Raw genomic sequence first — 25507 nt, forward strand, 5'->3', positions numbered from 1 at the left:
AATTAATCAGCCCTGGCATTTGCCGGGGCTTTTTTCGGTTTAGGAGAAAGCATGTTTTACAAAATCGCTCAAAAAGTCATGTTCCAGATGGATCCAGAAAAAGCCCATCACCTTGCGATGAGCAGTCTTAAATCTACGGCAAATTCACCTTTAGATTGTTTTTATGCACAGAAATTTGAGCAAGCTCCGGTTGAATTTATGGGAATTACATTCCCTAACCCAGTGGGACTTGCTGCAGGCATGGATAAAGATGGTGAATGCATCGATGGCTTTCATGCGATGGGTTTTGGTCATATTGAAGTTGGAACTGTGACACCAAGACCGCAGCCTGGTAATGAGCAACCTCGTCTGTTCAGACTCAAGCCTGCAAAAGCAATTATCAATAGAATGGGCTTTAATAATAAAGGCGTAGACAACTTAATTGCTAACTTGAAACAAGCTAAATCTGGTGCACTTATTGGTGTCAATATAGGTAAAAATAAAGATACACCGGTAGAGCAGGGAAAAGATGATTATCTTATCTGTATGGATAAGGTCTACGAATATGCTACCTATATTGCTGTGAATATTTCGTCACCGAACACGCCAGGCTTAAGAAGCTTACAATACGGTGATCTGTTGGACGATCTACTTGCATCGCTTAAAGATAAACAAAAAGATCTGGCAGAGAAACATGGCAAGTATGTTCCGATCGCACTAAAAATTGCACCAGATCTCTCTCCTGAAGAAGTCCAAAAGATTGCTGACTCTCTTATTCGAAATAAATTCGATGGGGCTATTGCCACTAACACTACGCTCAGCCGTGATGGTGTGAGTGGTTTGCTTAATGCGAATGAATCTGGAGGGTTAAGTGGTAAGCCATTGAATTCATTGTCAACATCTATTATTAAGCAACTTTCAGATTGCCTTAAAGGTGAAATTCCGATCATAGGTGTTGGCGGCATTAATAGCGCGGCAGATGCAATAGATAAACTTGATGCCGGTGCCAGTATGGTTCAGATTTATTCAGGGTTTATTTATCAAGGACCTAAGCTAATTGAAGATATTGTTAATGCTTATAGGGTTAGATAGATAATAAGATCATTTATTTGATCTTTAATAGATCGCGCGATCGTTTTATGATCGCGCATGATCTATGTAACTTGTTGTAATCTTGATGGAATAATTCAAATATATTTTGATATTGGATGAAATATCAACTATTATCGGCCTGTATTCAATATGACAGGTAAACATTATGTTATTAATGCCAAAAAGGGATTGGCAGTGGAGATATAATGATACGTATGGTGTTTTGAGCGTTTCATTAGGTTCAGATATGGAATTTCTGACCCCTTATAAAAACAAAACTTTAATTCCTGACGCTATGATGGATTTAGAGTTTAATGTTAGTCATGCCAAATTTTATATTGAATTTACTGAGCTCCTGTCTAAATCATTAAGATTAAGTGATGCTTTAATGGTTCAACTTGCGCTAAATGCAACCGCTGCTCACTTTTTATTAAAGCCTCAGATGCCAAAGTCATGGTTTTTTGATACCAGTAGTATGTGTGTCTATAGTGAGTTAGGTAAAGTTTTTCAGCTCAGATGCCAAGGTGTAAATGCACAAGTTTTAGTTGTCGAAACTAGCATACAAGCATCTCTTGTTATGGTGCTTGAACAAGAACTCAAGTTAAGTGACTCGAAATCATTAAGCCAATTTGAATGCATTAAAGTGATGCATGATAGGCTGCATCCTTTAAATATAAAACATCAGATCGCAGCAGCTTAAACATAAAGCTGTTATTGTCTGGCCTTCTTAATGTCCTAACTAATAAAATACCATTGTTAGACGTGTCTAATTAAGATGAGTATTTTCTCTCTCGCAATATTTGTTACCTACCTTTTTATCTATGCCAGCTAAAAAATTACTATTTAATTTATCGAACTAAATAATTCGTAAAGTTTGAATACTTTTACAACATATGTGGCAAGTGACAAAGGGGAGGGGGTTATAATTGAGTGTATTTGACATTTAACGAAACTTTGCGGGCTAGTCTATTAGCTTCTCAATCTTTATAAAGCGTTAAGCGTAGGGCTGAGTAAATTACTCTATTTCCCTTCTTCTGAAATTCAGACATAAAAAAACCAGCTTTCGCTGGTTACTTTTCAATGAGTGTTCTCAATTGAAAATTGGTTGCGGGAGCTGGATTTGAACCAACGACCTTCGGGTTATGAGCCCGACGAGCTACCAAACTGCTCCATCCCGCGTCCGGATGACCTATACACTAGRTGAGTGAGTTAAWGWTTTAATTCTTTAACTRAAGAATTGGTTGCGGGAGCTGGATTTGAACCAACGACCTTCGGGTTATGAGCCCGACGAGCTACCAAACTGCTCCATCCCGCGTCCGGATGACCTATACACTAGATGAGTGAGTTAATGATTTAATTCTTTAACTAAAGAATTGGTTGCGGGAGCTGGATTTGAACCAACGACCTTCGGGTTATGAGCCCGACGAGCTACCAAACTGCTCCATCCCGCGTCCGATTTTTCAACTTCGATAGTGTAGACACAGTAAACGTTTCTAATTGAATATTTAGCTGCTCTCTCAAAGCGGGGCGAACTATAGCGATATGATGAGGGCATTGCAAGTCAGTTTTTATATATTAACTTTAAGCGCTCAATAAAAAGGCGAAGTGGGGGGAGATTATACAAACATCAGGCATTTAGCTGGAATAATATCAATATGAGGCAATAAGTTTTTATCATTTCAGTGCTCATCAAGGTATAATGTCTGATTAATTTTTACGGTGTGCCTATCTATACAATGTTAAATTTTTTTGCTGCTGCTCCTCGGGGCTATGAATATGCGTTATCACTTGAGTTAGCTGAGCTCGGTGCCTCTGAAATTAAAGAGAGTGTCGCAGGTGTTTATTTCTCCGCTGAACTTGAACTTGGCTATAGGATAACGCTTTGGTCACGACTTGCTAGTCGGATCATTGTTGTGATCCATAAAGGACCATGTGAGTCACCTGAGCAGCTTTATAACGCCGCTTACGGTATAGATTGGCAGATGCAGTTTTCAAACCGCAGTACATTTAGCATCGATTTCCACGGACAAGGTGGTTTCATTAACAACACCATGTTTGGCGCGCTGAAAATAAAAGATGCGATCGTAGACCGTTTTCGTGATGATGACTTTTCAAGACCAGATGTTGCACGTCATGATGCTGATTTTGTCATCGATGCCCACTATCGCCGTGGAGAGATCACTATTGGTTTGAATTTCTCAGGACCTGCGTTGCATAAACGTGGTTATCGTTCAACGACGGGTGAGGCGCCTTTAAAAGAGAACCTTGCTGCCAATATGCTAGTTCGTAGTGGATGGAAAAAACAGCCTGTATCATTACTTGATCCCTTCTGTGGTAGTGGAACCATTTTGATTGAAGCGGCCATGATGGCATGTGACATCGCACCTGGGCTTAAGCGAGAGCGTTTTGGCTTTGAGCATTGGCTGAGACATAACGATAAACTTTGGCAAGAACTGCTTAATGAAGCTGGCGCAAGGGCTTCTATTGGTATCACACGTTGTAAAACTAAGTTTTACGGCTCAGATATACAACCCCACCTTATTTCAATCGCACAACAAAATGCTGAGAACGCAGGTGTTAGTGATCTGATTGACTTTAGTGTCAGTGACGCTTTGGAGGTCAAAGTACCTGAAGCCACTGGTTATTTGATCAGTAACCCACCATACGGTGAACGTTTAGGCACTGTTACTGAGCTACTTCAACTTTATTACCAGTTAGGTGATAAATTTAAAGCTGAATTTGGTGGATGGCAGTTAGCTATTTTAAATAGTGACAAAGAGCTTTTATCTGCTTTGAAGCTCAAAGCGGATAAACAGATGAAGATGAGTAACGGTCCTTTAGACTGTGCATTTAATCTGTACACTGTTCATGCTGAAAATACTCGCCGAGTTGATCCTGAAAACATCAAGATTGAAGGCGATGTTAGCGATATTGCAGTTCCATTTGCAAACCGTGTGAAGAAAAATTATAAGCAATTGAAGAAGTGGGCTAAAAAAGAGGGGATTGATAGCTACCGTATTTACGATGCTGATCTACCTGATTATAAAGTTGCTATTGATAAATATCAGGATTATGTGGTCATTCAAGAGTATACCGCACCAATGGATATCCCAGAGTCCGTGACTAAGCGTCGTTTGACAGATGTTCTGATTGCTTTACCTGGCGCGATAGGTATTGATCCAAAAAACATTATCTTGAAAAAGCGCGAACGCCAAAAAGGTATCAATCAGTATGAGAAGCTTTCAGCAACTAAGCTAGAGCTAGTGACGACAGAGTATGGTGCAAGATTTAAGTTAAACCTTAAAGAGTATCTCGATACTGGGCTTTTCCTTGATCATCGACTGACTCGAAAGCTTGTAGGTGAGAAGTCTCATAATAAAGATATGCTTAACCTGTTTGCTTACACCGGTTCAGCTTCAGTACATGCGGCTTTAGGCGGTGCAAAGACTGTGACTACTGTGGATATGTCTAATACCTATATCAACTGGGCGAAAGAGAACTTTGCCTTAAATGGTTTAAATGACAACAAGTATTCATTTGTACAAGCCAACTGTTTAACTTGGATCAAGCGTACGCATGATACTTTTGATTTTATCTTTATTGATCCGCCAACCTTTTCAAACTCTAAGCGTATGGAAGACTCGTTCGACGTACTGCGTGATCATGTAGCCTTGTTGACGGATCTGATTAAAATCCTTAGACCTGGTGGCGAGATCATTTTTTCCAATAATAAACGTAAATTTAAGATGGAAACTGAGGCATTAGAAGCTGCTGGCATCAAAGTTAAAAATATAGATGATCAAACTTTGCCGTTAGATTTTAAGCGTAACCCTCAGATCCATAATACTTGGCTACTAACCCATGCCGAGTAATGGCTATATCTTGTTCCACACAGATGCCTGTCATCTGTGTGAGCTAGCTGAAGAGCTGGTGAAGGTATCAGGGATATCATATGTCAAATACGATATTTGTGATGATGAAGATTTAGCTGAACAGTACGGTATTCGTATTCCAGTATTAAAGCAGGTAGATTCAGATAATGAGCTTAATTGGCCATTTGATGAGGCTGTATTAAAGAATTTTTTAGGAGCATAACTTGAGTCTTGTTCGTATTAATAGTGGCTCTCTAGCCTATGGTTACACCCCACTATTACAAAAAGCTGATTTTACCATTGAGCCCGGTGAACGAGTTTGTATTGTTGGCCGAAATGGTGCTGGTAAATCTAGTTTAATGAAGGTGTTGAGCGGTGATGTGCTGCTTGATGACGGCGAATTCAATATTGCTACCGATGTTAAAGTGAGTCGTTTACAGCAAGATCCACCAAAAGCTGAGAAGGGAACTGTGTATGCCTATATTTCAGCTGGCCTGCAAGAGGTTGGGGAGAAGTTGGAGCGTTACCATCAGCTGTCCCATGATGTAGGCAGCGCTGAGCCTGATGAGATGGAACGCATGCTTAAGCAGATGGAGCGTTTGCAGGGAGATATCGACCATCTAAATGGCTGGCAGTTGGATAACCGTATCAATCAAAACTGTGAACTCTTAGGTTTAGACCCAGACAGTGCGCTTTCTGAGCTATCTGGAGGCTGGCAACGTAAGGTTGCACTTGCTCGTGCTCTAGTCAGTGACCCAGATCTGTTATTGTTAGATGAGCCAACTAACCATCTAGATATTGATACTATCGAGTGGCTTGAACAGTTTTTAATGAGCTATCGAGGTGCCATTGTATTCGTCAGTCACGATAGAGGATTCATTCAGCGAATGGCGACTCGTATCGTTGATTTAGACCGTGGTGTAGTCACTTCATGGCCAGGTAATTATCAGACGTACCTTGAAGGTAAAGCTGAGTGGTTAAGGGTTGAAGCTGAGCAAAATGCCCAATTTGATAAGCGACTCGCAGAAGAAGAGACATGGATTAGGCAGGGGGTCAAAGCAAGGCGTACTCGTAATGAAGGTCGTGTTCGCGCGCTGAAGGCTCTGAGGGTTGAGCGTATGGCACGTCTGAATCGTCAAGGTGGCGCCAAGATGGCTGTGGCCGATACTGATCGCTCAGGAAAGCTTGTTTTTGATATTGAAAACCTAAACTTCAATCTTCCTGAGAAGAATCTAGTCAAGAACTTCACTAGTGCTGTTATGCGCGGTGACCGCATTGCACTCGTAGGTCCTAATGGCTGTGGTAAGTCTACACTGGTTAAGCTGTTAATTGGCCAGCTAGAAGCGCAATCAGGTAGCGTAAAAGTAGGTACTAAGCTCGAGATTGCTTACTTTGATCAATACCGTGAAGCATTAGATCCTGAAAAAACGGTTGAAGAAAATGTAGGGGATGGTAAAAAAACCATCACTATTAATGGGCAAGATCGTCATATCTTAAGTTACTTACAAGACTTTCTTTTCTCTCCGATGCGAGCAAGAACGCCTGTAAAGGCACTTTCTGGTGGAGAAAAGAATAGATTGTTGCTTGCTAGGCTATTAATTAAACCTGCAAACTTAATTATTCTTGATGAACCAACCAACGATCTTGATATTGAGACCTTAGAGTTGTTAGAGTCTTTACTAACCGAATATCCAGGCACACTGTTAATTGTCAGCCACGATAGAGCATTTATCGATAATACAGTCACCAGTAGTTGGTGGTTTACTGGCAATGGTGGCTGGAGTGAGTATGTTGGTGGTTACCAAGATGCAGTCTCTCAGGGAGCTAAATTTTATTCTGAGGAACCTCAAGAGACAAAGGCTGTCCAACCTCCAGAGGTTGAGGTTAAAGAGGTAATTGTAGAGATAAAACCAAAAGCTGAGAAGAAACTTTCTTATAAGCTTCAACGTGAACTTGAAGCTTTACCTGCCAAGATGGAGCAGTTAGAGCAAGAGGTTGAAGCGTTACAGGAAGTGATTAGTGCGCCAGAGTTCTACGCTCAAGATCAAGATAAAATTAATCTCCAACTCGGCCAGCTAGCCAGCAAAGAGCAGGAGTTGGAAGTGTGCTTCGAGCGATGGGAAGAGTTAGAGTCGCTTAAGTAATACAAAATTAAAACTAGAAATAGTATGGGAATAGCGTTAATGAAGTTGAAACTGGATAAAGGCCTATCATTAGTTGCAGTAGGTGTAATGGGTGTTTTACAGGCTGCTCAAGCGGCACCTGTATATGAAATTAAAAACCTAGATGAAATATATAGTCAGGAAGACGGCGCTGAACTTATCGGTACATTACAAGGTACGCGTAGTGGTTACGGTATGGCTGTCAATGCTAATGCTGAATCATTGGGTGTGGCTAAAGGTAAGAAAAAGCTATCAACCTCTGAAGATGATGATGGTGTTATCGATATCGAAGATGGGATAGCTCCAGAGGAGCAGATCACTTTTTCAATTAATGAACCCATTCTTGCTAACAACTTTACTTTCACAGCAGATGAAAATAATGCGGCTAAACCTTGGTTACCTGAGTTTGATAGCGTAAACGGTACAACACCACCTGGTGACACCGATGAAACGCAACCTGACACAATAAACTCAGTTGATGCCTATTTTTACGGGTTTAATGACGCCGGTGTTAAAGTTGGCTCTATGACGGCTGAAGAGCAAACTGCGCCCTATACTGGCGATACTGAAGATCAAGAGTTTTGGTATTATCGTGAGTTTGAAGAGCGTGGTTTCGTTAAAACTGCCGATGATACTGAGATCCAGATTGTTCCACCTTTAACTGAATATGTTAAAGACGATACTACAGTTAATATCGGCGGTTACTCTGTGGCTGCTAAGGTCAACGCTAATGGCCTGATCACAGGTTACGCTGGTACAGAGCTGTCAAAAAACTCAAAAGAGCGAATAGATAGCTGTATTGCTGATGACAAATATCCTATTGATGTCTGTATTCAATCTTTACAATTCCCTTATGATGTTTATGGTAACAGCTACATCATTTATCAGGTACGTGGTTATGTATGGCAACTTAATGCCGGAGAGATTGCAGCCACAGAGCTACCACTCGGGTTAACTCCAAGTTCAGACTCAAGCTATATTTATAGGGCGCAGGGTCTAGGGCTCAATGATGCTGGTGTTGTAGTCGGTCGCTCACATGTTTATCGTCGAGGCAACAAGGATAAGCTAGCTTACGATGCTTCATACTGGACAAAGAATACAAGTGGTGAATATGAATATAACTGGGTTGAGATGATAGATGATAGATTTGAATCTATCGCATATGATATCAACGACAGTGGCATTTTAGTCGGAAGTTACAAGCAGTATCTTGAAGGTTACATCAGAGATAAATTCTTCTATTACGATATAAACACGCCTGATACTGAAATCGTTACACCAAATGATTTTTATAACTCTACGTCGGATCTAAGTAGCAGACCAAAAGATATCAATAATGCTGGTCAAGTTGTTGGTTACATAGAAACGACTCATGATAAAGAGAAGCCACGCCCTAAAGCCGGATTCCTTTTCGATAAAAACACTGACGAATTTAATAACCTAAATAAGCTATTAACTTGTGAGTCTAAAGGTTTTGAAAAAGTCGATGACAAGTGGCAACGTAGAAAGGTATCTGTTGAGGATGGCTCTGGTGCGATACTCTCTTATAACGAAGATCTACTCGTTGTTGAAGCTAACGGCATCAACGAGGATGGCGTGATTGTAGGCACAGTATTTGTGCGTAAGCCTCAGTATAAGTTTGATGAAGACGGAAATCTAGTTATCGAAAATGGCAAGCCAGTATTTGAAGTAAATGGTTATGGCGACCCGCTCACCTCTTATCTGCCTCGTTCGGTAGTATTACAAACCAATGGTGTAGAAGCGACGGATGAGTGGTTAAACGCGAATAACTGTGTCGATGATAATGAAGAGCCAGAAGATTATGAGCGCAAAGGTGCTGCCAGTTTTGCTTGGTTGTTTGCATTGCCGTTACTTTGGTTACGTCGCCGTTACAAGTAGTTCAAAGTTGTATAAAAGTCGAGGTATATGCCTCGATTTTTTTTGTCTTGATAACTCAATAGCTTAAAAAATAACCGTGTAAATTGGTTAAATTTTGATTGATCTTAAGGTGAAAAAGATCTATTTCTATCTGTTGAAGCTATTGCTTCTTTGTATGTAAAACAGAGGATGCTTGCATGAAGAGACAAAAAAGAGATCGTTTAGATAGAGCTTTTTCGAAAGGATTTCAAGCCGGAGTTGGCGGCCGCTCAAAGGAGAATTGTCCGTACTCGACACTTGATTCTAAGTCACAATGGTTAGGGGGGTGGCGCGAAGGCGTAGATGGCCGGTTAAGTGGCTTATTTAATAAGTAACGCAGCATTTTGCCCTCTAGCTTCACTAAAATGTGAAAGACAGAGGGCATTTTTATCGCTTTTAAACGCTATATTGCAAAGTCTATTCTGGTTAGAAAGTGCTAGTATCTGTGAAAATACCAACTTTTAGATCTTTAGCGCTGTAGATTTCACGTCCATCGACTTCCATAGTGGCATCAGCAATACCCATGGTAAGTTTGCGATACACCTTACGCTTAATTGTCAGTTTGTAAGTGACCTTTTTAGCATCAGGTAGTACCTGGCCTGTAAATTTGACTTCACCCACACCTAAGGCACGCCCTTTACCTTCAGCACCTTCCCATCCGAGGAAAAAACCAACCAATTGCCACATGGCGTCTAGGCCGAGGCAGCCTGGCATTACAGGGTCATTTTCGAAGTGACAGCCGAAGAACCAAAGCTTAGGATCGATATCTAGCTCTGCAACAATTTCACCTTTACCAAACTCTCCGCCATCTTCGTTGATTTTTATCACTCTGTCTATCATCAACATATTATCTATTGGAAGGCGAGGGGAGTTCTTACCAAATAATTCCGCATGGCCACAGGCGATAAGTTCTTCTTTACTGAAACTGTTTGCTTTGCTCATTGTTCTACTTCACTTCTGCAATTTGAGCTGCCAAGGTTAGCGAACACGTGTAAGCTAAACAACTCCGATCAGCTAGAAAATCTTAATTTTTCGAGTAACTTCGCAAAAAAACTTGTCTCTTCTTCCTGATAACCCGCAAGGTTCGCTAATCGGCTTTGTACCAATCCATAAACAGAATCATCAGGGAAGTTACCATTTTCATCTGCAATACCTGCTGAGGTGTTCATCAAGAGCTCTACAGCTTCGTCTATATGTTCAATGTGATAGAGTTTGAATTTATTATTAGCAACGGCTTGGAGCACTGCAGGGGATAGGTTTAATTGCTGTGTATTTGACCGAGGAATAATGACTCCTTGTTCGCCAGATAAGCCTCTTCGCTGACAAAGATTAAAAAAGCCCTCTACTTTTTCATTCACGCCGCCAATGGCTTGCACTTGGCCAAATTGGTCTATAGCACCAGTAACAGCAATGCCTTGGTAGATTGGTTTTTCAGTGATGGCAGAAATTAAACTACAGTACTCCGCTAATGAAGCACTGTCACCATCAATCTCTTGATATGACTGCTCAAACACGATGTTAGCGTTTAGATGAAGTGGGGCATCCTTACCAAAAATACGGTAAAGACAAGAAGAAAGGATCATCATGCCTTTAGCATGGATATTGCCGCCTAATTCAGACTTTCTTTCTATATCGGCAACCTCACCGTCACCATAGTGAACTGAAGCTGTTATTCTGGCTGGCTCACCATAACAGTGCTCAACAGTTTCAAGAACAGTAAGACCATTAATTTGCCCAATCATGTAGTCATCAGTAGGTAACTTAATAAACTTATCATCAAAGTTCTGAGCAGAGTGCTGTTCCGATGAGTTGTGGCGCAGCTGGTGCTGCTTTAATGCGTTATTGATATCTTCAGCAGTTATTTCAGCTTCTTGACTATAGGCGTTGGCCTGAGCGAGCAATTGCTTTACTGGGGTGGAAAGCAAAGAAAGGCGCTGTTGATGATCGGCTAAACGTGCACTATATAAATAAAGCGGGGCTAATGATGACTGACTTAGCGTTAAAGCAGCACTTGATGCAACCTCGACCAACCATTGTGTGTATTGTTCGCTCTCGTATCGATTTAAATCAAGCTCACTGGCCATCTCTCCTAACAGTGGAAAGTGTTGTAAAAACCGCGTTTCTTCAAGCCAAGTGACACTATATTGTGTACTCGAACCCACCATAATAATTTTACAATGCAAGGGAATAGCGGGCAGGGACGAATGAACCTTATATTCACGTTTATCTATGATATCAAAAACAAACTCCCATAAGCCTTCACGTTTCCACAGTGAGTCTGCACATATAAATAGATAATGACACTGTGATAAAGCACCGGCTTCATAGGTATAATCTGCAAATGATTGCTCAGTGACTGATGGCTCATGTATCGCGGCTTTTTTTATACGGCCTAGAAGATCTACTTTAGAGATGTTACCGGCAAGGTAGCGGTAGCTAGTACTTTTAGTCCCAAAGTTACAAGTATCTGTCTTTGCTTGAGCATTGTCGATTTTTGGAGCTGCAATTTCATTCCAGCTAAACTGAGGCTTTTCATCGCTATTGGTCAAAAGCAGGTATTGGTTATTGATTGTACCTGCATTATTGACAAGGGCTTTGATGAAAGGCTTTCTATCCGTGGCTGTAAAGTCAGCGAGGTACATATGCTGATCAGCTATCTTACCTAAGAGCGAAAATGCATCTATGACTCTTTCTTGACCTAATAAAAGACCGCATCGATCAGATTTTAACGAGGAGATACTAGGTATTGAGTGCTTTGGTGATAATGCAGATACTGGAATTAGATTTGAATTCATAGAAGCCATAGAGACGCTGTTACTTACTTAAATAGAAATTATTAATAATAGGTTGATGTTAGCACATCGTAGCATTAGCCCATATGCAATTTCATGTTTATGCACGCAAACAGAATGAATTCATATCGGTCTGTAAATACATACCAGAAGCTAGGTAATAGTCTTGTCTGCAATTGGCTTGATTTTGTAGCGTGCTACGAATTAATTCTCAAGTATTTCTAGCTGCATATAAGATAGCCAGTTAGTATAAAAAAATACAAAAAGGGTTTACATCAGCCTTAGATACTTATAATATTCGCGGCGTTCGGAGAGATGGCAGAGTGGTCGAATGCACCGGTCTTGAAAACCGGCATGGGTTTGTAGCCCATCTAGGGTTCAAATCCCTATCTCTCCGCCACATTCAGATGAAGCCCGTTATCGAAAGATAGCGGGCTTTTTCGTATTTGAAATGAAATAGCATGATAGGAATATGAACCCTAGTGTTGCTATTGTTTAAAGTCAGCTATCTCAGCGCTTCTCTTTCAGCAAAGAATCAGATGAAGCCCGTTATTAAAAGATAGCGGGCTTTTTCGTATCTGAAATGAAATAGCATGATAGGGATATGAACCCTAGTGTTGTTATTGTTTAAAGTCAGCTATCTCTGTGCTTCTCTTTCAGCAAAGAATCTGATGAAGCTCATTATCGAAAATGGCGTTTGTTTGAATTAAATTCGCTTGAGTAGCTACATAGTTTGGGCTTGCTAACTCTTTATCCTACATAAGCTATTGTGATCAATAAAAGCCGATTACACAGAAATTTTTTATAGCTTGCTTATTAACTATTCAATATAAGCTGTAACCATTTCTGAATTAGATAGCATATTCAAAAACGAGCTTTCCTATTAGCGATTAATGGGCTAAATTACCACTAGTTAAAAATTTGAATCTTGAAAGGTTCACCGAGTGATAGCTAAGGTTGTTTGAATTGATTTCAGTATATTTAGTTGATGATCATGAATTAGTCCGCACTGGTATACGCCGAATTCTTGAAGACGAGCGTGGAATAAAAGTTGTTGGAGAAGCTGGAGATGGTGAAACTGCTGTTCAGTGGAGCCGAAACAACGAAGCTGATGTTATCTTGATGGATATGAACATGCCTGGGATAGGCGGTTTAGAAGCTACTCGTAAAATTTTGCGGTATCAAGCACATGCTAAGATTATTGTCCTGACAATTCAAACAGAAGACCCTTTCCCAACTAAAGTGATGCAAGCTGGCGCATCGGGCTATTTGACTAAAGGGGCCACGCCTCCTGAAGTTCTGCAAGCTATTAGGCAAGTTGCTCATGGGCAAAGGTATCTATCGCCTGAAATCGCACAACAGATGGCATTGAGCCAGTTTAATCCTAGTGAAGATAACCCTTTTCAATCATTGTCTGAACGTGAGTTGCAGATAATGATGATGATCACTAATGGTGAAAAGGTCAGTGAAATCTCAGAGCAACTTAATTTAAGTCCTAAAACGGTGAATAGCTATCGCTATAGACTGTTTGCCAAGCTTGGGATCAGTGGTGATGTAGAGCTAACTCGCTTAGCCATTCGCTATAAGATGCTTGATACAGGGCAGATATAACCAAATACACAGTCAACTTTATTTAGTAAATCTATGCCTACTCAGTTCGATTCAACCGTTTTTCTTAAAAGTGTACCTTCATCACCCGGTGTTTATCGAATGTATGATGGTGAAGGTACTGTCATATATGTCGGCAAAGCTAAAGACTTAAAGAAACGTCTAAGTTCCTATTTCCGCAAAAACTTGCCACATGTGAAGACACAAGCGTTAGTGTCTCATATCGAAAATATCGATGTGACGCTCACACACAGTGAAACTGACGCGCTTATTCTTGAAAATGATTACATCAAGCAATACATGCCTAAATACAATGTATTGCTTCGAGACGACAAATCTTACCCCTATATTTTACTCAGTAAGCATAAACATCCAAGGCTTGCCTACCATAGAGGGCCTAAACGCGATAAAGGTAGCTATTTTGGACCATACCCTAATGGAGGTGCTGTAAGAGAGAGTTTGCATCTCATGCAGAAGATTTTTCCTATTCGTCAATGCGATGATCTCTACTACAAGTCACGTTCGCGTCCCTGCCTTCAATATCAGATAGGCCGTTGTAGTGCACCATGCGTAAACAAAATCTCTGACTTTGATTATCAAGAGCAGGTTACTCTTGCTAGTTTGTTTCTTAAAGGACGAGATCAACAGGTGATGACCCAACTTGTTGAAAAAATGGAGTCAGCAGCTAAGGCGCTCGATTATGAGCTTGCGGCAGGGATCAGGGATCAAATTTCAGCCCTACGAAGGGTTACTGAGCAGCAAGAGGTCTCAAACTCCTCTGGTGATATGGATGTTATTGGTGCTTATTACGAATCCGGTGTGGCTTGTTTTCATTTACTGTTTATTAGAAATGGCAAAATATTTGGTAGTCGCAGCTATTACCCTAAAGTCCCGGCTAAAACTGAGTTAGATGAAGTGTTAAGTGCTTTTATGATTCAATTTTATCTCAATGCTGACAGTCAACGCACTCTGCCTAAGGAGATCTTGCTCAGTCACTCTTTTGATGATCTACCTGAGCTTGAAAAAGCGATACAAGCTTCTTTACAGAAGAAAGTAGAAATTAAAGCAAATGTTCGCAGTGAGCGGGCAAACTTCCTACGCCTTGCTGTGACAAATGCATCAAACGCAGTGAAAACACGCTTATCTCATAAAAACACCGTCGAAGAGCGTTTTTTATTGCTTGAAGAAACCTTAGAACTCTCAAGTCCTATACGGCGCATGGAATGCTTTGATATTAGCCACACTATGGGCGAAAGTACGGTTGCGTCATGTGTGGTCTTTAATCGAGAGGGGCCAAGTAAGTCAGATTATCGTCGCTATAACATTAATGGGATAACCCCTGGCGATGATTATGCTGCGATGAAACAAGCAATCACTCGCCGTTTTGACAAAATTGACAGTACAGGGAAAATCCCTGACATTCTGTTTATTGATGGCGGCACTGGCCAGCTTCGTATCGCTCAGAAAATTGTTGATGAGAAGTTTGCGAATATCGAACGCGCGCCTTTATTGATTGGTGTGGCTAAAGGTGAAGGGCGTAAACCTGGGCTAGAAACACTTATTTACGGTGAAAACGAACTCTCTTTTACCATTGCAGCAGATTCAGGAGCCCTGCACCTAATTCAACACATACGTGATGAATCACACCGCTTTGCAATTACTGGGCATAGAAATAAGCGTCAGAAAACCCGAAATACTTCATCCCTTGAATCAATTCCAGGTGTTGGGCCTAAACGACGTAAGTCCCTGTTGCAATATTTAGGTGGTATACAGGAAGTTAAGGGCGCGAGTGTGTCTGAATTGGCAAAAGTACCCGGTATTAGCCTAGAAATGGCACAAACAATCCATGATTCATTGCGAGGGTAGTAAAATTAGGGCAAAATTGGCGCTGCTTTTAAACTATTGGTTTTCTCATGCCGTTTAATATACCTATAGCTTTAACTTTATTTAGGCTTTTTTTACTGCCTATATTTGTTGTAGTTTTTTACCTTCCTTACTCTTGGTCACCTTTTGCTGCCGCATTTATATTCTGGCTAGCAGCTGTCACAGACGCATTAGATGGCTATGCCGCACGCAAGCTTAAACAGTCGACTCGGTTTGGGGCATTCCTTGACCCTGTTGCAGATAAGATAATGGTGACAACTGCACTTGTTTTGCTTGTCGCTGAGTACAACAATATTTGGCTTACACTACCTGCGCTGTTTATGATTGGCCGTGAAATTGTGATTTCCGCATTACGAGAGTGGATGGCTGAAATAGGTAAGCGTGGTGCTGTCGCAGTTTCTTGGATTGGTAAATATAAAACAGCAGCTCAGATGGTCGCGATAACTGGATTGATTTGGCACCCCAATGATTTTCTAACTTATACCGCATATGCTTTGTTTTATGTAGCAGCTGTTCTTACCTTTTGGTCAATGATGAGCTATATCATAGCGGCTTGGGGTGATTTAACTGCAGAATCGAATAATTAAAATGCAATAAGTCTATTTAGTGTTCAAGTAGTCATTTATCGTGAAATATACGATTGACTCTTGGCGCTAAATCGGTAGAATGCCATTCCGCAGTCAAGGGAAAGCTTCTTAAGAAACAACTTACTGCAGATATGATTGATAAAATATGTAAGCGACATTAGCTCAGTTGGTAGAGCGATACCTTGCCAAGGTATAGGTCATCGGTTCGAACCCGATATGTCGCTCCAATCAATCATTAAGATTGTGGCGCGATGGCAGAATGGCTATGCTGCGGATTGCAAATCCGTCGATCTCGGTTCGACTCCGGGTCGCGCCTCCACGATTTAGAATTTGGTGAGTATCTTTTAAAGGTACAGTGCTTACTACCAAGAGTACGTTTCATCAAGGTCAAAAGTTTTGCCCGAGTGGTGGAATTGGTAGACACAAGGGATTTAAAATCCCTCGCTTAATAGGCGTGCCGGTTCAAGTCCGGCCTCGGGTACCATCATTTAGGCCCTAACGAAAGTTAGGGCTTTTTTGTATTTATCGTATACTTATTTAGTCCGTATTAGGGGTTTACAATCCCTCGCTACTCTTCATAGGGTACGTGCCGGTCCAAGTCCGGCCTCGGGTACCATCATTCTCTTTGAGATGAACAAGCAGCCTCGACGTATGTCGGGGCTTTATTGTATTAGAAGTAATAAAAGCTAGCCCCGTCACTTACCAAGCTTGCCGACTGTGACAGGGGTTGGAGTCCGGCCTCGGGTACCATCATTCTCTTTGAGATGAACAAACAGCCTCTATGTATGTCGGAGCTTTTTTGTGTCTGGAACACTTATGCAGATTGCACAGGGATGTATGGTAATCGTGTTTGTGTCTGGAACACTTATGCAGATTGCACAGGGATGTATGGTAATCGTGTTTGTGCCTGGAACACTTATGCAGATTGCACAGGGATGTATGGTAATCGTGTTTGTGTCTGGTCACCTATTTTTAAAAATAGGTTCCATTCATTATTGGTATTTCAACCAGCCCTTGGCGGTCAGCACTCTTATGCCAAAACCATGGATGGAAAGTTTTGCTATTTTTATCTGAATATCCTCAACTGGATTTAAATCCCTCTCTACTCCTTAAAAGGCGCATTTCGGTTCAAGCCTAGACGTGGCTAGCATGATTCTCATTAAGATGAGTAAGCGTGGTATTCAACTTTAAATTTATGCCGAGGCGTATGAAAGGGGAGTTAAGGTAGTTTAAAATGAATCAGAATGATTGGACAGATACCACTCTCTTAAAATTAACTTAAATATATTTACTCGTTTGATGGTGAGAATTGAATAAGCTTAGTGATATAATGTATACCATACACCGTTGAATATATTTTAAGAGTTGAAGTTCATGAAATATGCTGTTTCGAAAGGTTTTACGTTAATTGAGTTAGTGGTAGTGATCATAATACTTGGAATTTTATCCGTTGTTGCACTGCCAAAATTTATCAACTTAGGTCAAGACGCCCATGATTCTGCCGCTAAATCTGTATTTGGTGCATTCACTTCTGGAGTGAAAATGTACCATAGTTGTTGGAATGCATCAGGTGCTAGCAGTCAGGTTGAAGATTTAGCCTGTTATGGTGATGGTACGTTAGATTCAACTGATACTGGGTTTCCACTCAGTACTACAAATGGTGGAGATGGGAACCTTTTAACGGGCGATAAATGTAAAGAGGTTTGGCAAGGCCTGTTAGAGGGAGATGACTATGTCCTTGCACATCACAGTAATGCTGCATTTGGAGGGGATACTGATATTGTCTATTGGTATGGAAATGGTTCGTCTGTAACGGGTGGCTCTTACTGTTATTACAACTATATTTCAGATAACCGGACTATTGGTTCTGAAAACTGGCAATTGCAATACTTTCCTGGCACGGGACAAACTAATGTTCGCCGTGCAACATTAAGTTCTTCATAACATTAAACAGTACTAACTCCAGCTGTAACTATAGAGGGGAGCGGTTTCCTTCTATAGTTTTCTACTCACGCTCCTTATTTATTTGCCATACTTAACGCATCAGTTTAGTGTGAAATATGGCATGTTTGCTTGCGATAGTTAGCAATCAAGGAGGGAAATCTATGAATAGAAGGAGTCACTTTTCTTATACGTTGTTAATTTTATTTCTGTTATTACGTATCGAGCCTTTATTCGCTATAGAACGATCCGAAGCTGCTTTTAAAACATTAGCCTCTCAAGCGCAGTTTATGCAGCTTATTAAGCCATCCGAGCAACTAGAATATGATATCGCGAGCCTTACTTCTGGTAATGAGCTCCAAGCAAGGCCGAGTGCCATTCGCCTGAGTGAAGCGTTACAAGTATTTTGGTCATCTTTGGGGGTACCTAATCTTGTCGGCGCACTTGAAGGTGATGAAGACCTCCTTAAAAAGGCACTTGCTTTAGAACCCTCATCGAACGACTATTTAGCGACTAGCAATCGAGTGCGTTACCTGATGTGGCTCAGTAAAACACATAAATGGCAGCGCCTTGAATCTCCTGTCTGGCTCAAAGAGGGAGAGCGCAGTCATCTCATTCCAGAAATATCTGAGCGGCTAATTTTGCTTGGCGATCAGCAAGAGCCTGAAATATCAGATACTGTCTTTGACGCTCATCTTACTCGTGCAGTCTTACATTTCCAGCAACGCCATGGTTTAAAGCGAGATGGGATAATAGGGCCTGAGACTTTGCGTTGGATTAATCTACTTCCAGCAATGCGAGCGAAACAGTTAGCGAGTAACTTTATTAAGAAAGCCAGTTATCTTGCTTCGATTGAGGCTCAATATATACTGATTAATATTCCGGCTTTTGAACTTACGCTATATGCACATGGTGAAGTCGAGCTGTACTCACGAGTGATTGTTGGCAAGCCATATCGTCAGACTCCTAGGCTAAGCAGTAAAATCTCAAACCTTGTCATTAATCCGAGCTGGCGTGTGCCGCGTCGGCTGCTGACACGGGATCTGCTGCCGAAAGTCAGAGAGGATGGCAGTTACATTACTGATAGAAATTTTGATGTGTTTGATAACAGCGGAGGAGCGGTCAGCAAAACGCCACAAGAGTGGCAAGAGTTGGCAAGCGGACGTTTTCCGTATCGTTTGGTACAAAAACCTGGTGAAGGAAATACCTTAGGGCGTTATAAGTTTTATTTTGAGAATAAGTATAATGTTTACCTTCATGATACAGAAGATAAAGCACTCTTTGACAAAGCGAACAGGGCGTTATCTTCAGGATGCATTCGAGTTGAAAATGTGGAAGGCTTAGCAAATTGGATGGCATCTCACCTCGTAAAAGATAAACAAACATGGGTAGACATGCAGATTGAGAGGCAAACCACCCAATGGTTTTCATTAAATGACAGTTTACCAGTGCACTTGGTCTATTGGACTGCTTGGGTAGATAAATCGGGCGCCGCTCAATACCGCAATGATATTTACCATCAAAATTCGGTAGTTAGCCTAGCATTGGCGACTTATTAGCGCTATAAACCTTCACCGCTATTTGCCTGTTGACCTGAGTAAACTTGATATCTACTGCGATTCAGTATAATTTACTCGCTGTTTTGGTTGAAAAGTAGTCAATGGTGAATGTGTGTCGATAGTATGTCCAACTCGTAGACAGTTATTGCTTGGTATTAGCAGTGCTGCAATGTTTTCGGTAGTTCCATCTAAAGTTTATGCAAGTCGATCTACAAAAGGTATCCGTTCGTTAGGGTTTCATAATTTGCATACAGGTGAACGAGGGCAGGGAAGCTATTGGGTGGATGGAGATTACCAAAAAGAGATTTTAACTGACTTTAGTCATATCTTAAGGGATCACAGGCGCAATGAGTCTGCACCTATGGATAAAAGACTTTATGATCTACTCTTTAAATTGAAAGAGTCCCTCAATGTTGAGCAAGACTTTAATGTTATCTCTGGTTATCGCTCGCCTAAGACTAACGCAATGCTTGCCTCTAAAAGTAATGGCGTCGCTAAAAAGAGTTATCATATGAAAGGGATGGCAATGGATATTGCGATCCCCGATGTTAAATTAAGCCACTTAAGGGACGCGGCTATCGAGCTTAAATTAGGTGGCGTCGGTTATTATGCCCGCTCAGGCTTTATCCATGTCGATACAGGTCCTGTCCGTAATTGGTAAAGCGCCAAAGTTAGGCTTTCTGTTGAGTCAGTTAAACCGTTTGTGGCTCGCTATAGGTTGTGGTAGAATGCCGCCGCGTTAAAACGTCTCTACTGGTCGAAAGTAGGGACACTCTGAAATTAATTATTTAAGTGAGAAAAACATGTCTTATACAATCGCTGCTGAAATCCGCACTGAAATCGGGAAAGGTTCGAGCCGCCGCCTACGTCATGCGAATAAAGTACCTGCTGTTATCTATGGTGCTGGTAAAGAGCCAATCTCTATCAAGTTTAACCACAAAGATATCATCAACGTTCAAGAAAATGCTGATTTCTACTCAAGCGACCTTACTATCGCTATCGCTGGTCAAGACGATGTTAAAGTTCGCGTACAAGCTATGCAGCGTCATGCATTCAAGCCACTTATCGAACATATTGATTTCAAATTTGCATAAATTGCGATTTTGAAATTAAAAAGCGCCATAAGGCGCTTTTTTTGTGTCAAAAATTCTTCTGCTCTTGCTTAGGCGCTCGCTTTCTCCTCATTTTTATCTGGGCAGGACGCGATAATATTTGCATCACCTTGCTCATTAACCTCTTCTAATATGACATCAAAGCCCCAAAGTCGATGCAGATGCTTAACCACTTCGTGAGAACTTTCTGCCAGTGGTATTCTGTTATTAGGGATATATTGTAATGTTAGCGATCGATCTCCAGTTACCTCTACGTGGTGGATCTGGATATTAGGTTCAAGGTTCGACAGGTTGTATTGTTGAGACAATATTTGACGAATATCTTTATAGCCTTGCTCATCGTGAATAGCAGAAACAGACAGGTAGTTCTTTTTATCATCATCTAAAATACCAAATAGCTTGAATTGCCTAATGATGGTAGGAGACAAGTATTGGCTGATAAAACTTTCGTCTTTGAAGTTCTGCATCGCAAAATGTAAGGTTTCAAGCCAGTCGCTGCCAGCTATATCCGGAAACCACTCTTTGTCCTCTTCGGTCGGGTTTTCGCATATTCGCCTGATGTCGACAAACATATTAAAGCCGAGTGCATATGGGTTAATGCCACTATAATACGGGCTATTGTAACTTGGCTGGGCAACGACATTAGTATGGCTTTGCAAAAACTCCAGCATGAATCTGTCGGTCACTTTACCATCATCATAGAGATGGTTGAGTATTGTATAGTGCCAAAATGTTGCCCAGCCTTCGTTCATCACTTGTGTTTGCTTTTGTGGATAGAAGTACTGCCCCATTTTACGAACTATGCGGACGATCTCTCTTTGCCAAGGCTCAAGCAGCGGGGCATGCTTCTCTATAAAGTAGAGAATATTTTCCTGGGGCTCTTCTGGAAATTTAAATTCAACTTTCTCGCTGTGCTCATGGGGCGTTTTAGGGACAGTTCGCCATAGATCGTTTACCTGGCTTTGTAGGTACTCTTCACGCTCTTTTTGTCTATGCTGTTCCTCTTTAAAAGATATTTCGCTTGGTCTTTTATATCGATCAACACCGTAATTCATTAGCGCATGGCAAGAGTCAACAATAAGCTCTACTTGTTCAACACCATGGGTTTCTTCACATTGACTGATATAGTTTTTTGCAAAGACGAGGTAATCAATGATTGAACTTGCGTCTGTCCATGTTTTAAATAAGTAATTGTTTTTAAAAAAACTGTTGTGGCCAAAGCTAGCGTGAGCCATAACTAGTGCTTGCATGGTTATGGTATTTTCTTCCATCAGGTAGGCAATACAAGGATCAGAATTTATCACAATCTCGTAAGCTAAACCCATCTGACCGCGTTTATAACTTTGCTCAGTCTCTATGAATTTTTTACCAAATGACCAGTGGGTATAACCTAATGGCATACCAATGCCTGCGTATGCATCCATCATCTGCTCTGCTGTGATCACTTCAATTTGGTTAGGGTAAGATTTAAGTTTGTAATGATCTGCTACCCGTTCTATTTCCGTCAAATACTCCTGGAGTAGCGAGAAATTCCAATCTGGCCCGTCATCGAGCGGTGTCTGCTTTTTTTTGTCATCCATAACGCCCCCTTAAACTGCTTGCTTTTTGAATAGCTCTCTAAATACAGGGTAAATATCTTCTGCCTGTTTAATATGCTGCACCGCAATATTATCAAAAGATTTTTGTAGGCCTTCGTATTCGCGCCAAAGTGTCTGGTGGGCCCGATTTGTGATTTCTATGTAACTAAAATACCTTACAACGGGTAGTAATTGCTTCTCTAGTAGCTGTTTACAACCAGGAGAGTCATCAGCCCAATTATCACCATCAGATGCTTGAGCTGCGTAGATATTCCATTCGCTTTCTGGATAACGCTCCTTTTGAATTTGATGCATCAATTTAAGCGCACTTGAGACTATCGTCCCACCGGTTTCTTGAGAATAGAAAAACTCATGTTCATCGACCTCTTTAGCTTGAGTGTGATGGCGAATATAGACCACTTCGAGATTTTTATAGGTTCGTGTTAGGAAGAGATAGAGTAAAATATAAAACCGCTTCGCCATATCTTTAGTTGCTTGATCCATTGAGCCGGAAACATCCATTAAACAAAACATCACAGCTTGGCTAGAGGGAACTTCTCGCTTCGCATAATTGTTGTAACGCAAATCGAAGGTATCAATAAATGGGACCTTAGATATTTTCTGCTTTACCTCTTCAATTTGTTGTTTCAAAAATAGAATACGCTCAGCCTCTGCGCCAGGTGTATTTTCTAGTTCTTCAAGCTCTTGTTCCATCTCATGAAGGGATTTCTTCTTGCCTGAAGTCATTGCAATACGTCTTGCTAACGAAGAGCGTAGAGAGCGAACGATGTTAATATTCGCAGGAACGCCATCGTTGGTAAAACCAGCTCTATAGGTTTGATATTCAACGAGTTTATTCAGGCGATTATTCTGCAAGTTTGGTAGCTCAAGATCTTCAAATAACAGCTCAAGATACTCATCCTTAGAGATTTGAAATACAAAATCATCTTCACCTTCGCCAGAGTCTGATGCATCGCCTTGCCCCGCACCTTGTCCGCCACCAGAGGGTGGACGCTCAATTTTATCCCCTTTTATGAACTGATCATTACCAGGATGTATCCTAGATCTCGTACCACCTTGTCCTTGGTGAAAAGAGGGCTCACTAATATCTTTTGTAGGTATACCTATCTTTTCTCCTTTATCTACATCGGTGACACTGCGGCGTGTCACTGCATCACTAACAGCTTTTTTGATTTGCTGTTTATAACGATTGATAAAACGTTGACGGTTAACTGTGCTTTTTCCTTTAGCATTGAGCCGTCTATCGATAAAGTTTGCCATGCGCACCTCCCAAGCCAAATCAGGGAGCATTTAGCTCCCAGTCTGCTCTGTTAAGAAGACTTACGTACTCTCAAATACCACTCAGAAAGTAGTCTGACTTGCTTTTTGGTATAGCCTTTTTCCATCATTCGATTAACGAAATCATCATGCTTACGTTGATCATCAGTCGAGGTTTTGGCGTTAAAAGAGATAACGGGAAGAAGATCTTCAGTATTAGAGAACATCTTCTTCTCTATCACTGTTCTCAACTTCTCATAGCTAGTCCAAAGTGGGTTTGAACCTTCATTGTTAGCTCTTGCTCTGAGCACAAAGTTAACGATTTCGTTTCTGAAATCTTTGGGGTTACTTATTCCAGCCGGCTTTTCTATTTTCTCAAGCTCTGCATTAAGGGCTGAACGGTCAAATAGTTGGCCGGTTTCTGGGTCTCGGTACTCTTGGTCTTGGATCCAGAAGTCTGCATAAGTCACATAGCGGTCGAAAATATTTTGCCCATATTCAGAATACGACTCAAGATAAGCTGTCTGGATCTCCTTACCTATAAACTCGACATATTTAGGAATTAAATAGCCCTTGAGAAACTCTAAATAACGCTCTGCGGTTTCTGTCGGAAACTGCTCTTGCTCTATCTGACGCTCAAGAACATAAAATAGATGAACAGGATTGGCTGCAATTTCGGAGTGATCGAAATTAAAGACTTTTGAGAGGATCTTAAAGGCAAAACGGGTTGATAACCCTTGCATACCTTCATCGACGCCAGCGTAATCACGATACTCTTGATATGATTTAGCTTTAGGGTCGGTATCTTTTAGGCTTTCACCGTCATAGACACGCATTTTTGAATAGATAGATGAGTTCTCTGGTGACTTGATTCGAGATAGCACACTAAATTGAGCCAATGTCTCAAGAGAACCAGGTGCACAAGGTGCTGTAGACAACTCTGAATTACTGAGCAGTTTTTCATAAATTTGCATCTCTTCTGAGATACGCAAGCAATATGGCACCTTAACGATATAGACCCTATCAAGAAATGCCTCATTGGTTTTATTATTTCTAAATGTTGTCCACTCAGACTCGTTAGAGTGAGCCAAGATTATTCCATTATAGGGGAGGGCTGATAACCCCTCTGTTCCGTTATAATTTCCCTCTTGGGTGGCAGTTAATAGCGGGTGTAGCACCTTGATTGGCGCTTTAAACATCTCAACGAACTCCATTAAGCCTTGGTTCGCTCGGCACAAAGCTCCTGAATAGGAGTAGGCATCTGCATCATTTTGCGCGAAATGCTCAAGCTGGCGAATATCGACTTTACCGACAAGAGAGGAGATGTCTTGATTGTTTTCATCGCCAGGCTCTGTTTTTGCTATGGCCATTTGGTCTAAAATTGCAGGATAGACTTTAACCACCTTAAACTTGGAAATGTCCCCACCAAACTCGTGTAAACGTTTTACAGCCCAAGGCGACATAATAGATTTGAGGTACCTAGATGGGATCTTGTATTCGCTTTCCAGCAATTCACTATCTTCACTTGGGTTGAATAGACAGAAAGGGTGGTCATTAACGGGACTTCTGACACCATCTGCAGTTAAAACATAGATAGGGACTTGCTGCATAAGATCTTTAAGCTTCTCTGCAAGTGAGGATTTACCACCACCAACAGGTCCAAGCAGATAAAGGATCTGTTTTGATTCTTCAAGACCTTGAGCAGAGTGCTTTAGATAAGCCACTATCTGTTCTATGGCTTCCTCCATGCCGTAGAAATCTTTGAATGCAGGAAATCTGGAGATTAAACGATTAGAAAATATCCTGCTTAAGATTGGATCTTTCGATGTGTCAATCACTTCAGGCTCGCCAATTGCAATAAGCAATCGCTCCGCAGCCGATGCGTATGAACTTCTGTTTTCTTTACAGATCTCCAAAAACTCTTGCAGTGAATACTCTTCATCGAGTTTTTTTTCGTAGCGCTGTTGGTAATGCTCAAAAATGCCCATATTCCACCCCCTGAAACGCCTAACAAGTATGTAAGCGATAACTGAAAACCAGTCTCCTACTTTTAATCTTAGACCAAAAAAAATTAAACTTGTATAAAAAAAGTCAAATAAAACAAAGGGAAACAGTTGCAAATGCAACTGTTGCACTTGTGTTTAACT

Annotated in this window: 20 protein-coding genes and 7 tRNA genes; 19 read left to right on the forward strand and 8 right to left on the reverse strand. The window is 41.1% G+C overall.

Annotated elements, in window-relative coordinates; all coding sequences use genetic code 11:
* Nucleotides 1-51 precede the first annotated feature (51 nt).
* Together pyrD and BM736_RS15010 are read left to right on the forward strand one after the other, a co-directional pair.
* The gene (pyrD, locus tag BM736_RS15005) at nt 52-1071 is read left to right on the forward strand and encodes a quinone-dependent dihydroorotate dehydrogenase (protein ID WP_076413641.1); all 1020 of its coding nucleotides are present in this window, start codon (nt 52-54) and stop codon (nt 1069-1071) included.
* A 166-nt stretch (nt 1072-1237) separates the two neighbouring features.
* The gene (locus tag BM736_RS15010; RefSeq protein WP_076413642.1) at nt 1238-1771 is read left to right on the forward strand and encodes a cell division protein ZapC; all 534 of its coding nucleotides are present in this window, start codon (nt 1238-1240) and stop codon (nt 1769-1771) included.
* 402 nt (nt 1772-2173) lie between these two features.
* Here the strand turns inward: BM736_RS15010 and BM736_RS15015 are convergent.
* The 3 genes from BM736_RS15015 to BM736_RS15025 form a co-directional block, all read right to left on the reverse strand.
* Nucleotides 2174-2250: transfer RNA gene (locus tag BM736_RS15015), tRNA-Met, on the reverse strand.
* Nucleotides 2251-2309: 59 nt separating this feature from the next.
* A tRNA-Met gene (locus BM736_RS15020) sits at nt 2310-2386 on the reverse strand.
* Between the two features lie 59 nt (nt 2387-2445).
* Nucleotides 2446-2522, reverse strand: a tRNA-Met gene (locus tag BM736_RS15025).
* A 285-nt stretch (nt 2523-2807) separates the two neighbouring features.
* Here BM736_RS15025 and rlmKL point away from each other — a divergent pair.
* The 5 genes from rlmKL to rmf all read left to right on the forward strand — a co-directional run bounded on the left by rlmKL (nt 2808) and on the right by rmf (nt 9357).
* A complete protein-coding gene (gene rlmKL / locus BM736_RS15030) occupies nt 2808-4943 on the forward strand; it encodes a bifunctional 23S rRNA (guanine(2069)-N(7))-methyltransferase RlmK/23S rRNA (guanine(2445)-N(2))-methyltransferase RlmL (RefSeq protein WP_076413644.1) in 2136 nt (711 codons plus the stop codon).
* Nucleotides 4933-5166, forward strand: a complete 234-nt coding sequence (locus tag BM736_RS15035) for a glutaredoxin family protein (RefSeq protein WP_076413646.1) — start codon at nt 4933-4935, stop codon at nt 5164-5166. The genes rlmKL and BM736_RS15035 overlap by 11 nt, the downstream gene beginning before the upstream one ends.
* Before the next feature lies 1 nt (nt 5167).
* Nucleotides 5168-7087, forward strand: coding sequence for an ABC transporter ATP-binding protein (locus tag BM736_RS15040; RefSeq protein ID WP_076413648.1), 1920 nt, complete (start codon nt 5168-5170; stop codon nt 7085-7087).
* Nucleotides 7088-7126: 39 nt separating this feature from the next.
* Nucleotides 7127-9004 (forward strand): DUF3466 family protein, encoded by a 1878-nt coding sequence (locus tag BM736_RS15045; RefSeq protein WP_076413650.1) that lies wholly within the window; start codon nt 7127-7129, stop codon nt 9002-9004.
* Nucleotides 9005-9180: 176 nt separating this feature from the next.
* The gene (gene rmf, locus BM736_RS15050; protein WP_076413652.1) at nt 9181-9357 is read left to right on the forward strand and encodes a ribosome modulation factor; all 177 of its coding nucleotides are present in this window, start codon (nt 9181-9183) and stop codon (nt 9355-9357) included.
* Between the two features lie 91 nt (nt 9358-9448).
* On the opposite strand, the gene fabA is transcribed toward rmf, so the two are convergent.
* Nucleotides 9449-9964 (reverse strand): bifunctional 3-hydroxydecanoyl-ACP dehydratase/trans-2-decenoyl-ACP isomerase, encoded by a 516-nt coding sequence (gene fabA / locus BM736_RS15055; RefSeq protein ID WP_076413654.1) that lies wholly within the window; start codon nt 9962-9964, stop codon nt 9449-9451.
* 68 nt (nt 9965-10032) lie between these two features.
* Nucleotides 10033-11817, reverse strand: a complete 1785-nt coding sequence (locus BM736_RS15060) for a S16 family serine protease (RefSeq protein WP_076413895.1) — start codon at nt 11815-11817, stop codon at nt 10033-10035.
* A 306-nt stretch (nt 11818-12123) separates the two neighbouring features.
* On the opposite strand from BM736_RS15060, the gene BM736_RS15065 reads away from it, so the two are divergent.
* The 12 genes from BM736_RS15065 to rplY all read left to right on the forward strand — a co-directional run bounded on the left by BM736_RS15065 (nt 12124) and on the right by rplY (nt 20487).
* Nucleotides 12124-12214 (forward strand) — tRNA-Ser (locus BM736_RS15065).
* Nucleotides 12215-12780: 566 nt separating this feature from the next.
* On the forward strand, nt 12781-13425 hold the full coding sequence (uvrY, locus tag BM736_RS15070) for a UvrY/SirA/GacA family response regulator transcription factor (RefSeq protein ID WP_076413657.1): 645 nt from the start codon (nt 12781-12783) through the stop codon (nt 13423-13425).
* Nucleotides 13426-13458: 33 nt separating this feature from the next.
* On the forward strand, nt 13459-15288 hold the full coding sequence (gene uvrC, locus BM736_RS15075; protein ID WP_076413659.1) for an excinuclease ABC subunit UvrC: 1830 nt from the start codon (nt 13459-13461) through the stop codon (nt 15286-15288).
* Between the two features lie 47 nt (nt 15289-15335).
* Nucleotides 15336-15893 carry a CDP-diacylglycerol--glycerol-3-phosphate 3-phosphatidyltransferase gene (pgsA, locus tag BM736_RS15080; protein ID WP_076413661.1) on the forward strand — a complete coding sequence of 186 codons (558 nt, stop codon included), beginning with the start codon at nt 15336-15338 and terminating at the stop codon, nt 15891-15893.
* 151 nt (nt 15894-16044) lie between these two features.
* A tRNA-Gly gene (locus tag BM736_RS15085) sits at nt 16045-16120 on the forward strand.
* An 18-nt stretch (nt 16121-16138) separates the two neighbouring features.
* Nucleotides 16139-16212, forward strand: a tRNA-Cys gene (locus tag BM736_RS15090).
* 79 nt (nt 16213-16291) lie between these two features.
* A tRNA-Leu gene (locus BM736_RS15095) sits at nt 16292-16377 on the forward strand.
* A gap of 332 nt (nt 16378-16709) precedes the next feature.
* Nucleotides 16710-16967: a hypothetical protein gene (locus BM736_RS15100; protein ID WP_076413663.1), complete on the forward strand. Its 258-nt coding sequence runs from the start codon at nt 16710-16712 to the stop codon at nt 16965-16967.
* Nucleotides 16968-17267: 300 nt separating this feature from the next.
* The gene (locus BM736_RS15105; protein WP_076413665.1) at nt 17268-17837 is read left to right on the forward strand and encodes a type II secretion system protein; all 570 of its coding nucleotides are present in this window, start codon (nt 17268-17270) and stop codon (nt 17835-17837) included.
* A 161-nt stretch (nt 17838-17998) separates the two neighbouring features.
* Entirely contained in the window at nt 17999-19393 is a 1395-nt protein-coding gene (locus BM736_RS15110; protein WP_076413667.1) for a murein L,D-transpeptidase, read from the forward strand.
* Nucleotides 19394-19562: 169 nt separating this feature from the next.
* The gene (locus tag BM736_RS15115; RefSeq protein ID WP_372828704.1) at nt 19563-20054 is read left to right on the forward strand and encodes a DUF882 domain-containing protein; all 492 of its coding nucleotides are present in this window, start codon (nt 19563-19565) and stop codon (nt 20052-20054) included.
* A gap of 142 nt (nt 20055-20196) precedes the next feature.
* A complete protein-coding gene (rplY, locus tag BM736_RS15120) occupies nt 20197-20487 on the forward strand; it encodes a 50S ribosomal protein L25 (protein ID WP_076413671.1) in 291 nt (96 codons plus the stop codon).
* 68 nt (nt 20488-20555) lie between these two features.
* Here rplY and BM736_RS15125 read toward each other — a convergent pair whose 3' ends face one another.
* Genes BM736_RS15125 through BM736_RS15135 form a run of 3 tightly spaced genes read right to left on the reverse strand, consistent with a single transcriptional unit; the run spans nt 20556 to nt 25348 of the window.
* Nucleotides 20556-22085, reverse strand: a complete 1530-nt coding sequence (locus tag BM736_RS15125) for a SpoVR family protein (RefSeq protein WP_076413673.1) — start codon at nt 22083-22085, stop codon at nt 20556-20558.
* 9 nt (nt 22086-22094) lie between these two features.
* The gene (locus BM736_RS15130; RefSeq protein ID WP_076413897.1) at nt 22095-23363 is read right to left on the reverse strand and encodes a YeaH/YhbH family protein; all 1269 of its coding nucleotides are present in this window, start codon (nt 23361-23363) and stop codon (nt 22095-22097) included.
* Nucleotides 23364-23413: 50 nt separating this feature from the next.
* Nucleotides 23414-25348 (reverse strand): PrkA family serine protein kinase, encoded by a 1935-nt coding sequence (locus BM736_RS15135; RefSeq protein ID WP_076413675.1) that lies wholly within the window; start codon nt 25346-25348, stop codon nt 23414-23416.
* Nucleotides 25349-25507: the final 159 nt, after the last annotated feature.

This window comes from Shewanella sp. UCD-KL12, assembly GCF_001957125.1.
Classification (GTDB): domain Bacteria; phylum Pseudomonadota; class Gammaproteobacteria; order Enterobacterales; family Shewanellaceae; genus Shewanella.